10 protein-coding genes are annotated in these 13,094 nt (G+C 72.4%); 3 read left to right on the forward strand and 7 right to left on the reverse strand.

The genetic code is table 11. The features are described 5' to 3' along the window. Nucleotides 1–9 precede the first annotated feature (9 nt). Together CRP55_RS12550 and mptB are read right to left on the reverse strand one after the other, a co-directional pair. Nucleotides 10–1,173, reverse strand: a complete 1,164-nt coding sequence (locus CRP55_RS12550) for a glycosyltransferase family 87 protein (RefSeq protein WP_097320040.1) — start codon at nt 1,171–1,173, stop codon at nt 10–12. Then, nucleotides 1,106–2,503: a polyprenol phosphomannose-dependent alpha 1,6 mannosyltransferase MptB gene (mptB, locus tag CRP55_RS12555; RefSeq protein WP_097320337.1), complete on the reverse strand. Its 1,398-nt coding sequence runs from the start codon at nt 2,501–2,503 to the stop codon at nt 1,106–1,108. Before mptB ends, CRP55_RS12550 begins: the two co-directional genes overlap by 68 nt. Nucleotides 2,504–2,552: 49 nt before the next feature. Here mptB and CRP55_RS12560 point away from each other — a divergent pair, with 49 nt between their 5' ends. Together CRP55_RS12560 and CRP55_RS12565 are read left to right on the forward strand one after the other, a co-directional pair. Next, the gene (locus CRP55_RS12560; RefSeq protein WP_097320041.1) at nt 2,553–4,205 is read left to right on the forward strand and encodes a hypothetical protein; all 1,653 of its coding nucleotides are present in this window, start codon (nt 2,553–2,555) and stop codon (nt 4,203–4,205) included. Between the two features lie 231 nt (nt 4,206–4,436). Next, the gene (locus CRP55_RS12565; RefSeq protein WP_097320042.1) at nt 4,437–6,089 is read left to right on the forward strand and encodes an ATP-binding cassette domain-containing protein; all 1,653 of its coding nucleotides are present in this window, start codon (nt 4,437–4,439) and stop codon (nt 6,087–6,089) included. Here the strand turns inward: CRP55_RS12565 and CRP55_RS12570 are convergent. Next, complete coding sequence (locus tag CRP55_RS12570; protein ID WP_097320043.1) at nt 6,084–6,536, reverse strand: Lrp/AsnC family transcriptional regulator; 453 nt, start codon at nt 6,534–6,536, stop codon at nt 6,084–6,086. The two genes, CRP55_RS12565 and CRP55_RS12570, sit on opposite strands and share 6 nt — an antisense overlap. A 110-nt stretch (nt 6,537–6,646) precedes the next feature. Here CRP55_RS12570 and CRP55_RS12575 point away from each other — a divergent pair, with 110 nt between their 5' ends. Continuing rightward, on the forward strand, nt 6,647–7,837 hold the full coding sequence (locus tag CRP55_RS12575; protein WP_097320044.1) for a Glu/Leu/Phe/Val dehydrogenase dimerization domain-containing protein: 1,191 nt from the start codon (nt 6,647–6,649) through the stop codon (nt 7,835–7,837). Between the two features lie 356 nt (nt 7,838–8,193). On the opposite strand, the gene CRP55_RS12580 is transcribed toward CRP55_RS12575, so the two are convergent. From CRP55_RS12580 to CRP55_RS12595, 4 genes are read right to left on the reverse strand one after another with little or no spacing between them, the layout of a single operon-like run. Then, entirely contained in the window at nt 8,194–8,394 is a 201-nt protein-coding gene (locus CRP55_RS12580; protein ID WP_097320045.1) for a hypothetical protein, read from the reverse strand. A 15-nt stretch (nt 8,395–8,409) separates the two neighbouring features. Then, nucleotides 8,410–9,327 carry a GIY-YIG nuclease family protein gene (locus CRP55_RS12585; protein ID WP_097320046.1) on the reverse strand — a complete coding sequence of 306 codons (918 nt, stop codon included), beginning with the start codon at nt 9,325–9,327 and terminating at the stop codon, nt 8,410–8,412. Next, the gene (locus CRP55_RS12590) at nt 9,324–12,305 is read right to left on the reverse strand and encodes a bifunctional [glutamine synthetase] adenylyltransferase/[glutamine synthetase]-adenylyl-L-tyrosine phosphorylase (protein ID WP_097320047.1); all 2,982 of its coding nucleotides are present in this window, start codon (nt 12,303–12,305) and stop codon (nt 9,324–9,326) included. Before CRP55_RS12590 ends, CRP55_RS12585 begins: the two co-directional genes overlap by 4 nt. Beyond that, nucleotides 12,306–13,091 carry a type 1 glutamine amidotransferase gene (locus tag CRP55_RS12595; protein ID WP_097320338.1) on the reverse strand — a complete coding sequence of 262 codons (786 nt, stop codon included), beginning with the start codon at nt 13,089–13,091 and terminating at the stop codon, nt 12,306–12,308. Between the last annotated feature and the right edge of the window lie 3 nt (nt 13,092–13,094).

Genomic DNA, 13,094 nt, shown 5'->3' on the forward strand with positions numbered 1-13,094 from the left:
GCTCTCTGGCTACGCGACGATCTTGTCCTCTTCGTGGACGGGAAGCGAACGACGGGTGCCGATGGGTGTCCAGATCAGCAGGGCCAGGCTGAACCAGACATAGAAGTTGCCGCCGATCAGCTCCAGCGGCGGCCGCGGCCTCTTCTCCCACAGCCAGGTCAACCGCGAGGTCATGATGATGTACGCGGCCCCGCCGAGCCACAGGGGCCGCTTGTCCGTTCCGGACAGTCCGGCGTCGACGCAGCGCACGATGGCCGGAATGAGCCAGACGCAGTGGTGGATCCAGGTGACCGGGCTGATCAGGCACCCGAGGACGCCGGTCAGGGCGAGCCCGCCCATGATGTCGTCCGGCTCCTGGCGGACCCGCCAGGCCCAACCGGCGAGGGTCAGGAGTACGCAGACGAGCCAGACCTTGGACTCGGCCTGGTCGATGGGCAGCCGGGCCAGGAAGCCACGCTCGGACTGGTTGGACAGGAACGAGAGGACACCGACCCGGTTGGTGTCCCACAGGGCGGAGGTCCAGAACTCGCGGGACTCGTCCGGGAAGACCGCGGCGGCCACGAGGGTCACGCCGGCGGCGGTGCCGGAGGCGGTGATCGCCGCGCGCCACCGGCGGGTGATCAGCAGGTAGAGGATGAAGACGCCCGGGGTCAGCTTGATCGCGGTGGCCAGGCCGATGCCGACGCCGGCCCACCTGCGGCCCTTGGCCAGGCCGAGCAGCAGGTCACCGGCGACCAGCGTGAGCAGCAGCGTGTTGACCTGCCCGAAGGTGATCGTCTCGCGCACCGGCTCGAAGGCGATGGCCAGGCACACGGCGATCGCGAAGGCGAACCAGACGGTCCAGCCCTTGCGCTTGATCAGCGGCGACACGAACCACCAGGTGAGCAGCGCGGTGGTCAGCACGGTGGCGATCACGGCGATCACGACGACGGCGCCGAACGGCAGGAACGCCATCGGCGCCATCACCAGCCCGGCGAAGGGCGGATAGGTGAAGCCGTACGGGGTTCCGGGGCGCAGCCAGTCGTAGACCATGCCGCCGTCGCCGCGGAACCAGTACTGGATCGCGCCGTAGTAGACCTTCGAGTCAAAGTACCCGTTGCGCGTCTCAGCCAGGTAGACGATGAACAGCGCGATCAGCGCCAGGACCGCGACTATTCCGATTTTTCGCTTCATGTAGTGCTTTCCACGCTAAATAGATTACGAAGGCCGTCATGAGGATCGCGCCCTGGGCCTTCACGGCGAGGGCCAGGTTGTAGCCGTCGGGCAGACAGAGGGCGGCGGCGACGGCGCAGGGGACGACCAGCCAGCGCAGGTGGTCGTGCAGGGAGGCGGCCAGGACGGGGAGCGCCCAGACGGCGTACCAAGGATGGAAGACGGGCGAGAGAAGGACCGTCGCGGCGAGGGCGTAGCCGGTGTAGAGCAGAGGGTCGCGGAGGCGGGCGCGCCACCAGAGCAGGACGAGGACGACGGCCAGGACGGCGATGCCGACGACCCGGGTGACGGGGACGGCGTCAGGGCCGAAGAGGTCGATGGTCATGCCGATGGCGGTGGCGGGCGAGGTCCATTGAACGGAGGCGCCGCTGCCGGCCAGGCCGGTGATCCAGCCGAAGCCCCGCCCGGAGATCAGGGACGCCGCGGCCAGCGCCACCAGCACCCCGGCCACGAGCTCAGCCCCGGCCCGCAGGTACCCGGATGTACGCGATCGCAGCGCCAACCAGAAGGCGAACGGCACCACCACAACCGCAGTAGCCTTCACCCCGATCGCCAACCCGAGCAGCAGCCCCGCCGCCCACGTCAGGCGACTGCCCAGCGCCACAGCCAGCCCCGCCACCACGAAGCCGACCATCACCGCGTCGTTGTGGGCCCCCGAGATCAGATGGATCGGAATCAGCGGGCAGGCCAGCGTCAACCACACGGCACGACCGAGAGGTACGCCCGAGTGCCGCGCCAACGTCGGCAGGCACAGCGCGATCAGCACCACGCCGAGCAGAGCAATGACCCTCAACGCCGCCAGGGTGCCGGTCAGCGAGCCCCCCACCTTGACCGCCAAGCCCGCCAACAGCAGGAACACCGGCCCGTACGGGGCGGGCGACGACAACCACGTAGGCGCCACGGCCGTAGCCCACGGGCAGCCGAGGTCGGTCACCCCGCCCGCGTACGGGTCCAGGCCCGCCGATTGCTGCCAGCCCTGACAGGCGTACGAGAAAGCGTCATAGCTCCCGAGCGGAAGAAACGGCAGCAGCGGAACCGCCCACAGGGCCGCCGTGACGTACGCCCACCGTGCCGTCGGCGCCAGGCGGACACCGACCACCCACGCGCCGATGATCAGGAGCGTGCCGAGCAGCCAGGCGAGCGGGAGCGCGACGCCGTTCTCGCCGGCGAAAATCGTGCGCGGCGTCACTGTGGGCTCCCACGGGCTGCTGGCGCCGCCGAGCCAGGCGGCCACCGCCAGCAGCAGACTTCCTGCCAGGCCCACATATCGGACGGCGGTGGGGCGGGGCATGGCGAGCACCCTACCGTGACTCGCTGCGACGCCGGGTAGGGTCGGGCGCGTGTGGGCTCGGCACCGGCTGGAGTGGGTCACCGCCGTGGTCGCGGCGGTGCTGGGTGCCGTCTATCTGCTGCTGCCCCCGATGGGCTCCGATCTGGCCGCCCAGGTCGCCCGGGCCGAGTTCTTCGCCGATCACGGCTACACCCCGATCGACCTGCGGTGGTACGCCGGCGTCGACCAACTGGGCTACAGCCTGGTCTCTCAGCCGGTCATGGCTTTATTGGGTGTACGCCTGACCGGCGCCCTGTCTCTCGTCGGCGCCTCCGTCCTGTTCGCCGTGCTGCTGCGCGACACCAAGGCGCCTCGCCCCTGGCTGGGCGCTCTGGCCGGCACCGTCTGCATCGCGGGAAATCTGGCCAGCGGCCGGGTCACGTACGGACTCGGGGTATTTTTCGGACTTGCCGCCCTGGTCCTGGTGACTCGCCGTCGAGCGTGGCTGGCCGCGATCCCCGCCTTGCTGGCCGGAGCCACCAGCCCGGTGGCCGGCCTGTTCCTGGGCCTGGCCGGGGTGGCCCTGGCCGTGAGCGGCCGCCTCCAGCCGCCGACGTCCAGCGCGGGTGAAGAGCAAGAGAGAACCACGGCGTACGGCCCGGTCGCGCGCGGGCTTCTGATCGCTGTGCCGGCCGCGATCCCCTTGGCGGCCCTGTCTCTGTTCTTCGGGGATGGCGGCTGGATGAACATCAGCCGCACCGACACCTTCCGGGCCGTGGTGGCGAGCCTGGCCGTGGCCCTCTTCGTCCCGCGCCGCCCGGTGCGCGTGGCCGCGTTGCTGTCGGCGGCCGGCGTGCTCACATCCGCCCTGATCCACACTCCCGTGGGCCTCAACGCGACCCGCCTCGCCGTGATGTTCACCCTGCCGCTCCTGGCCGCCTACGCGACGTGGCCCTGGCACCCCGCCCGCCGGCCGACAGCGCCCCCAGCCCTCGCCGAACCGGCCGCGCCCTGGGCTGCGTCCGCGCGGGCCATGCCGCTGTGGGCCGTCGCGCTCCTTCTGGCGGTGGCCTGCTGGTGGCAGCCACCCGTCGTGACCGGCGACATCCGGGACATGGGCAACCCCACGGCCGAGCGGAGCTACTTCACCCCCCTGCTCGACCGGCTCGCTCAGGAGAAGCTGACCGGACGGGTCGAGATCCCTTCGACGCGGGACTACTGGGAGGCCGCCCACATGGGCGACGTCCCGCTGGCCCGGGGCTGGCTGCGCCAAGCCGACATCGCCCGCAACCCCCTGTTTTTCACCGACATTCCCGGCACATCGGGTACGGGGGTTCCGCTCACCGCCGACACCTACCGCGCCTGGCTCGACGAGCTGGCGGTGCAGTTCGTGGCCGTCCCCGACGCCGAGCTGACCTGGTCGGGCCGGCCCGAGGCGGCGCTGATCGCGGGCGGCCTCCCCTATCTGACGCAGGTCTGGAGCGGAGACCATTGGCGTCTGTACGCGGTGAGCGACGCCCGCCCGCTCGTAGGCGCCCCCGCCACCCTGGTCACCCAGACCGCCGGCGCGATCACCTTCGACGCGCCCGTCGTCGGCGACGTGGTTCTCCGCGTCCGCTTCTCCCGCTGGCTCACCGCCTCGAACGGCGCCGTGGTCGACCGCGACGGCGACTGGGTCCGCGTCCACATCCCCACACCAGGCCGCTACACACTGACCAGCTGAAGCGCGCCCCGCACCTCGCGCTCCAACGGCCTCGCCGGCGTAAATTCGGATGCTTCCGCGCCCGGCGCTCGATAACCTTGCCGCCATGCACACAGGCATCGCGTTCATGAGGTTGCGCACCCGCCGCTGACGGCGGCGCACCTCCTTCTTCTGTCGCCGCCGTCCCGGTTCCCGGCCGGAGCGGCCGTTCGACGCTGCCCCGGCTCCCTTTCCGAGCTGCGGAGCTTCCCTGTGTCTGTTCGCACCTTCACGCCTTCCCCGTCCGGCGACCAACTCGCCGGCGACCACGCCCACCTGCGCGCCGAGAACGTCAGCGTCACCCTCGGCGCCCGGCGGGTCCTCACCAAGGTCTCCCTCACCGTCTCCGCGCGGTCCCGCCTGGCGATCGTCGGCGAGAACGGCCGCGGCAAGACGACCCTCCTGCGCGTTCTCGCCGGTCTCCTCACGCCCGACGAGGGCCGCGTTCACCGCGCCGGCAGCGCCGGCCTGGCCGACCAGGCACTTCCCGCCGGCCCGGGCCTGACCGTAGGCACCCTCACCGGCGAAGCCCTGCGCGACGCCCACGCCGCCCTGGCCGCCCTCGACCGGGCCACCCACGATCTGGCCGCGACCGAGAGTGGCGGCCAAGCCGACCGCGAGGGCAGCCCCCACGACGCGGCCCACGCAGGCAGCGCCGCCCACCCAGGCAGCTCGATCCGGGCCGAAGGTGAGAGCGCCGAAGACCGCTACGCCGCCGCGCTCGAGCTCGCCACGCGGCTGGACGCGTGGGATGCCGAGCGGCGGGTCGATGTGGCGCTCGAAGCTCTCGGGGCCTGCACCGACCGGGGACGGGAGCTTCGCACCCTCTCCGTCGGGCAGCGCTATCGGGTGCGGCTCGCCTGCCTGCTCGGGGCCCGCTACGACCTGCTCCTGCTGGACGAGCCGACCAACCACCTGGACGCCGCCGGGCTCGACTTCCTCACCGCGCGGCTGCGGGAGCACAGCGGCGGGTTCGCGCTGGTCAGCCACGATCGGGCGCTGCTGCGGGACGTGGCCCACGAGTTCCTCGATCTCGACCCCACCGAGGACGGGCTGCCCCGGGTGTACGCCGGCGGCTACGACGGCTGGCAGGACGGGCGCCGGCGTGACCGGCGGCGGTGGGAGCAGGCCTTCGAGGAGCAGCAGGCCGAGCACCAGCGGCTCAGCACCGCTGTCGACAAGGCCCGTGACCGGCTCAGCACCGGCTGGCGCCCACCCAAGGGCACCGGCCGGCATCAGCGCCAGACCCGCGCCCCGGGTGTCGTGCAGGCCCTCAACCGGGAGCGGGAAGCCCTCGACGCGCACCGCGTCACCGCCCCCGCACCGCCGCCGGTTCTCCGGTTTCCCGAGCTTGCGGTGCGGCCCGGCTTGCCTTTGGTGCGGGCTCACGGCGTACAACTCAATAATCGCCTCAACCACCCGGTCAGCGTGAGTGTCGATGGGGGTGATCGGTTGCTGGTGACCGGGCCGAACGGCGCCGGGAAGTCGACGCTGCTGGCCCTGCTGGCCGGCAAGCTCGAACCCACGGCCGGCACCGTGCGGCGTTCCCACCGGATCGCCTTCGTCGAGCAGGAGGTCTCGGCCGTGCAGGCGCCGCGGGAGCATTTCGGCCTGCTCGACGCCGAGGCGCTGCGCACCCCCGTCGACCGGCTGTCGCTGGGCCAGCAGCGCCGCCTCGACCTCGCCGCCCACCTGGCCGCCCGGCCCGACCTGCTGATCTTCGACGAGCCCACGAACCACCTGTCGGCGGCCCTGGTCGACGAGTTGACCGAGGCTCTGCGGGCCACGCCGGCGGCGGTGATCGTAGCGACACACGACCGTCAGCTCTTATCCGATTTATCCGACTGGCCGACACTGGCGCTATAGCGGCCCGAGCACCCGGTTCCGTGTGTGCTGGTAGATCACCGAACTGCGAAAGCCCACGATCTCCCGCCGCTGGCTGAACTTGTCCATCAGGAAGGAGTGGAGGGCGTCGACGCTGGGCACCGCCACGTGCACGAGCAGATCGTCGCCGCCCGCCACCACAAAAACCGACAAAACCTCGGGCAACCCGGTGACGTACGCCTTGACGCCCTCGATCACGTCGCGGCTCATCGGCCGGACCTGAAGGTGCAGGAAGGCCTGGACGTGCCGGTTGAGCGCGCCCAGGTCGACCTCCGCGTGATAGCCGGTCAGCACGCCCCGGTCACGCAGCAGCCGCACGCGCTCCAGGCAGGTCGAGGGCGCCACACCGACCAGCCGGGCCAGGTCGCGGTTGGTCAGCCGTGCGTTGTGCTGCAACTCCCGCACGATCGCCGAATCAATGTCGTCCACCGCGCCCTACTTCCCCGCTTCCACCGAACTTCGTTCGGCAAGTCTGCGCTGGACCCGGCCAGGCGTCTAGCTTTCGCGGCAAAGACCGATTGATGTGTACGGAGGAAGCGATGTTCCCGCACGAGCGCGTGCTGATCCGCCGCGGCCCGGAGTCCGGCCTGCCGATCATCGTCGCCGTCCATTCGACAGCCCTGGGCCAGGCCCTGGGCGGCTGCCGGATGAAGGAGTACCCGGATTGGCGCGACGGCTTGGAGGACGCCCTCCGCCTGTCCGCCGCGATGTCCGAGAAGTGCGCCCTGGCCGGCATGCCCCACGGCGGCGGCAAGACAGTGGTGGTCACGTCGAGTTCCTTCGACCGCACAGCCGCCCTGCACGACGTAGGCACAGTGATCGAGGAGCTGAACGGCCTCTACGCGACGGGTCCGGACGTGGGCACCGGCCCCGCCGACATGCTCACCATCGCCGAACGCACCAGCCACGTCTTCTGCCGCCCCGCCGACTCCGGCGGCAGCGGCGACTCGTCCCCCGCCACCGCCCTCGGAACCGTGGCGGCCCTCCGCGCCGTCTGCGCCATCCTGTCCGGCCAAAGCGCCATCAATACAACGCCTCCCGCCCGAAATGTCGCAAACAGCGGGCTGCCCGGCGCCGCAGGGCGCACGCTGGCCGGGCGGAGCGCCGCGGAAAGCACGCTGGCCGGGCAGAGCGCCGCAGAGGGCACGCTGGCCGGGCGGAGCGTCGCGGAAAGCACGCTGGCCGGGCGAAGCTTCGCGGTGCTCGGGCTTGGGCATGTGGGCAAGCGCGTAGCGCGATTGCTTGCGGAGGCGGGCGCCAAGCTTGTGGTCAGCGACATCGACCCGGCTCGGCGCGAGGTGGCCGCCGAGCTGGGCGCCACCTGGGCCACCCCGGACGAGTGCCTGACCGCCGAGGTCGACGTCCTCGTCCCGGCCGCGCTGGGCGGCCTGCTGACCCCGGCCGTAGTCCCGGCCCTGCGCTGCACTGCCATCGCCGGCCCGGCCAACAACCAGTTGGACGCCCCGTCCACCGCCGACCTCCTGCACGCGCGGGGCATCCTCTGGGCACCCGACTACATCGTCAGCGCCGGCGGCGTCCTGCGCGCCACCGCCGTCGAGCTGCACCACGAAACGCCGGCCCAGGTGACAGCCCGCCTGAACGGCATAGCCACCACCTTGACCGCCATCTTCGAGACCGCCGAACGCAAAGGCATCACCCCCGCCGCCGCGGCAGCAGCGGAGGCTCAGCGCCGGATAAATCCGACATCGGACCGGGGTGAGGCCGAGTAGACGCAGCCCTCGTCAGGACCGAAGCCAAGCGAACGCAGCACCGCGCAGGCCGCCTGCAGCCCGCTGCGGGAGGGAAGGCCCCTTTGCGCCGCGTAGATGGCGCAGGCCAAATCACTCGCGCGTAGATCAAGCCGAACCGCGCGGTGAAAAGGGCCGAACTCGCTGTGCGCAGCGTAGGCCGGACCCCGCCGCCCGCAGCGCAGACCGGACCCCGCCACCCCGCAGCGCAGGCCAGATTTGTTGCTCGCGGCGTAGGCCGGACCCCGCCGCCGGGCCTGGGGCGGGCGGCGGGCGGCGGGCGGCGGGCGGCGGGCGGCGGGCGGCGGGCGGCGGGCGGCGGAAGGGTGGACCGTGGATTACCAGGCGAAGCGGCGGCGCTTCTTCTGGGGCTGGCGGCCGAAGCCGGCCAGCAAGTCGGCGCCCTGGCGCATGTAGCGGGTGGTGCGGGTCGGGCCCTTGCGGGCCTCCAGCCGGTCGCTCAGCTTGCGGAAGCCGGCGGCGGCGAGGGGGATCGCGACGGCCATGATGACGAAACGGCGAATCAGGCTGAAAATCATGGAACGTACATACCCCTAGGAACCAGGTCGAACACTCTCCGCGACCAATCGGGTGGCCAATTCCGCGTTGCGGCCGGCGAAGTCGCGCCACTGGGCCGGGGTCCGCGCCAGATGCGGCTCCGCCGCCGCCCGGGAGCATTTGCGCTGCTCCCAGCCACTCAAGCGACCACTGCGAATCTGGAAACGAACCAATACCCCGTCGGCCCAGCCGTACGCCTCGGCGTCGCCGCCCGGCACCAGCGTCGTCACCTTCTGCTCGGCCACGACCCAGTCGACCGCCTCGATCTCCTGCTGGATCCGGGCCGCCAGCTCGAAGCCCAGCCGCTCCGAGGCCCGGTCCCGCAGCTCCACCAGCCGGGACCTCAGCTGCGCGACCGCGGCCGGCTCGCGCCGCAGGACCGCCGTGATCAGCTCGACGAAGCGGTCCCGGTCGCCCGCGCCGACCCCGCGGATCGCCGCCATGTCGCGCTGCGAACCGCCCAGCCGGTCACCCGTGTACCGCAGCGGCATCACCCGCTCCAGCGCCGAGACGGCCAGCCGTGCCTGCGTACCCCCTAAATAAGGTCCGAAGACCAGACCGCCGGAAGCGGCCGGCGGCCAATGCGCCGCCTGCACCGTGAAGTCGGCGAGCCGGATGCAGAACGGCACCTCCATGCCGCCGCGGATCCGGTTCCAGCGCGGCTTGGACCGTTCCAGCAGGTTGCGTTCGAGCCAGGCCGCCTCGTGCACCGAGTCGCAGGTCAGCGCCTCGATCCGGGTGATCTGCGGAACCATGCGGGCCAGGTGGCGGCGTTTTCCCAGGTCGGTCCAGTACGAGCCGACGCGGTAGCGCAGCTCGGTGGCCCGTCCGATGTAGAGCACGTGGCCCCGCTCGTCCCGGAAGCGGTAGACGCCGGGCGCGACCGGGAGCCGGGGAACCAGCGCGCGGGTCAAGAGTCGAGGACCCGTTCCATGGCGGCCCGGGAGCGGCGGGTCAGGCGCAGGTAGCGGTCGACGAACTCGCCCGGGTCGCCGCCGCCGAGCAGCTGCACCGTGCCGGCCAGTTCGACGCCGTGCCGGGGCAGCTGGTCGGTCGGGCGGCCCCGCACCAGGGTCAGGGCGTTGCGCACCTGGGCGGCCAGGGTCCAGCCGGCCGTCATCGCCGCCGCGTCGACCTTGTCGACCAGTTTCGCCTTCACCGCCGCGGCCAGGGCGTCCAGGGTCCTCGTTCGCTTGAGGTCCGTGACCGCGTACGCGTGAAGCAATTGCAGTAGTTGCACCGCCCACTCCACGTCGGACAGACCACCGCGGCCGAGCTTGGTGTGTGTATGCGGGTCGGCGTTGCGCGGCAGGCGCTCCACCTCGACCCGGGCCTTGATGCGCCGGATCTCCACCACCTGCTCGCGGGTGAGCCCGCCGTCGGGGTAGCGGATAGGGTCGGCCAGCGTCTCGAACTCGCGGCCGAGAGTCTCGTCGCCGCAGACGAAACGGGCCCGCAGCAGCGCCTGCGCCTCCCACACCTTCGACCAGCGGGCGTAGTACTGCTGGTAGGCGGCCAGGCTGCGGACCAGAGGACCCTGCCTGCCCTCGGGCCGAAGGTCGGCGTCGATGCCCAGCTCGGGGTCGGGCGCGGGCGCGCTCAGCGACCGGCGCAGCTCCTCGGCGATGGCCAGGGCGGCGGATCCGTTGTCGGCGCCGTCGTAGACGAACAGCACGTCGGCGTCGGACGGGTAGCTCATCTCGTAGCCGCCGAGCCGGCCCATCCCGATGATGGCGAAGCGCATGCCGGGCGGGCCCGGCTTGGCCCGGCGGGCCACGGACAGGGCCGCGTTGAGGGTGGCGTCGGTGACGTCGGAGAGCGCGATGCCGATCGCGTTGACGTCCAGCGGCTGGGCCGGGGCCAGCTCGCCGGCCCGGCTCAGGATGTCGGCGCAGGCCAGCCGGAACAGCTCGCGGCGGCGCAGGGCCCGGATGGCGGCGATGGCCTTGACCGGGTCGCCGGCGTGCCGTTCGGCGGCCGCGGCGAAGCCGTCGATCAGCGACTCGCGCTTGCGGGGCTGCAGCTCGGCGTCGTCGGCCAGCAGCCGCAGCGCCTCGGGGTCGCGGGTGAGCAGGTCGGTCGCATAACGGGACAGGCCGAGGATCCGGGCCAGCCGCAGGGCGACCGGGCCGCCGTCGCGCAGCAGCCGCAGATACCACGGTGTGCTGCCGAGCTTGTCGGAGACGGTCCGGTAGTTGAGCAGGCCGCGGTCGGGCTCGGGGGCGTCGGCGAACTCCTGGAGCAGCATCGGCAGCAGGTGGCGCTGGATGGCCGAGGTGCGGGTGACACCGCCGGTGAGCGCCTGCAGGTGGCGCAGGGCGCCGGCCGGGTCGGCGAAGCCGAGGGTCTTGAGCCGGCGGCCGGCCGACTCGGTGGTCATCCGCAGCGCCTCGGCCGGCACCCGGGCCACCGCCTCCAGCAGCGGTTGGTAGAGCAGCTTGACGTGCAGGCGGCGCACCTGGGCGGCGTGGCCGACCCAGTCCGAGCGGAACGCGCCGACCGCGTCGCGGCCGGGCATGGCCGTATATCCGAGGGCGGCCGCGAGCCAGCGGAGCCCTTCCGGATCGTCGGGCACGGTGTGCGTACGTCTCAATTGTTGCAGTTGAAGTCGGTGTTCCACGCCGCGCAGGAAGCGGTAGCCGCGCAGCAGGGTCTCGCCGTCCTCGCGGCCGACGTAGCCGCCGGCGACCAGCGCGCGCAGGGCCGGCAGCGTGCCGCCGGAGCGCAGCGTCTCGTCGACGCGGCCGTGCACGAGCTGGAGCAGCTGCACGGCGAACTCGATGTCGCGCAGCCCGCCCGGCCCGCGCTTGATCTCGCGTTCCATCTGGTTGGCCGGCACGTTCTCGATGATCTTGCGGCGCATGTCGCGGACGTCGGCCACCGCCTCGGGCCGCTCGGCCGCCTGCCACACCAGCGGGGCCAGGTCGTCGATCCACTGCTGGCCGAGGGCCAGGTCGCCGGCGGCCGGTCGGGCCTTGAGCAGGGCCTGGAACTCCCACGTGCGGGCCCAGCGCCGGTAGTACGCCTGGTGGCTGGCCAGCGTGCGGACCAGCGGGCCGCGGCTGCCCTCGGGGCGCAGCGCCGCGTCGACCGGCCAGGCGACCTGTCCGCAGATCTCGATGAGCCGGGCCGCGATCGTGGTGCCGGCGCTCAGGTCCTCGTCGCTGTCGGCCACGAAGATGACGTCCACGTCGGACACGTAGTTGAGCTCGTTGCCGCCGCACTTGCCCATCGCGACGACCGCCAGGCGGGGCTCCGTTTTCACCCCGGCGACCGCGATGGCGTACGCGGCCCCGAGCGTCTCGTCGGCGAGGCGTGACAGGGCCGCCATGGTCGGCTCGAGCCCGCGCCCGCCGGTCAGGTCGGCGGCGGCGATCCGCAGCAGCGAGACCCGGTAGGCCCGGCGCAGCTCGGGAATGCTGGGAACGCCGTCGACCTCGAGGCCACCCTCGGCGTTCGGCGGCATGCCGGTCTTGCCGGTGGCCAGCACCCGCCAGTCGTCCGGGTTGGCCACCAGGTGGTCGCCCAGCGCGGACGACGCGCCCAGCACCGCGATCATGCGGCGGCGCAGGCCGGCGTCCTGGGTCAGTCCTCGCAGGATCGCGTCGGTCGCCTCGTTGGTGGCGATCTCGCCGCCGGGACCGGTGACCGGGCCGCCGTTGCCCCGGGCCGCGGCCCGCCCGGCCGCCTCGACCAGCCGGTGCAGCTGGCGCAGGGCCAGGGTCGGGTCGGCGGCGCGGGACAGCGCGGTGAGCAGCTCGGCCGCCTCGGGGCCGGCCGGCGCCTGCGCCTCGGTGTCCCACAGGCGCAGGCCGCTCGGGCCGACCAGGTCGGCCGCGCGCACCCCGTCGTCGGCGAAGCCGTACCGGGCGAGCCGGCTGGGCCTGGTCACTTACTGCCCCAGCAGCGGGAGGGTGCGGCCGGTGCCCGGGTTCGGTATGTCGGCGTCGGGCAGCGTGCCCAGGGCCAGTGAGGCGAACCGGGCCGCGAACGGCTGCCAGACCTCCTCGACGTCGGCCAGGATCTGGGCCGTGGCGTAAACGACGGCCTCGGCGTCGTAGCCGAGCTCGTCGATGCTCTCGCGGTCGCTGGCCGCCCACTGCTCGATCATCGCGGCGTCGCACTCGATGTGGAACTGCACGCCCCAGGCGCGGTCGCCGAGACGGAACGCCTGATGCGGGTAGCGGCTGGAGGCGGCGAGCAGGACGGCCCTGAGCGGCAGCTCGGTGATCTCGTCGCGGTGCCACTGGATCACGTCGGGCAGCAGCGGCACCCACTTGAACAGCGGGTCGGTGTCGGCCGCGTCGCGCTTACCGACCAGGCCGGGGCCGATCTCGGGGCCGGCGGTGCTGCGCTCGACCAGGCCGCCGTGCGCGGAGGCGAGCAGTTGGCCGCCGAGGCAGACGCCGAGGGTGGGCACGCGATGCCGCACGGCCTTGCGCAGCAGCCCCTCGAGGGCCGGGAACCAGGGCGCGCCGGGAGAGCCCCCGGAGTCGGGGTACGCGTTCTGGTCGCCGCCGAGGACGACCAGGGCCAGATACCCGTCGAGGTCGTCCGGCAGCTGGTCACCGGCGTGCGGGCGCAGCACGGTGAGCTCGAGGCCGGCCTCGGTCAGCCACTCCCCCAGCCGGCGCGGATCGTCCGTCGGATCGTTCTCGATGACAAGTGCGGTGGCCACGCC

Source organism: Paractinoplanes atraurantiacus (assembly GCF_900215205.1).
GTDB lineage: Bacteria > Actinomycetota > Actinomycetes > Mycobacteriales > Micromonosporaceae > Actinoplanes > Actinoplanes atraurantiacus.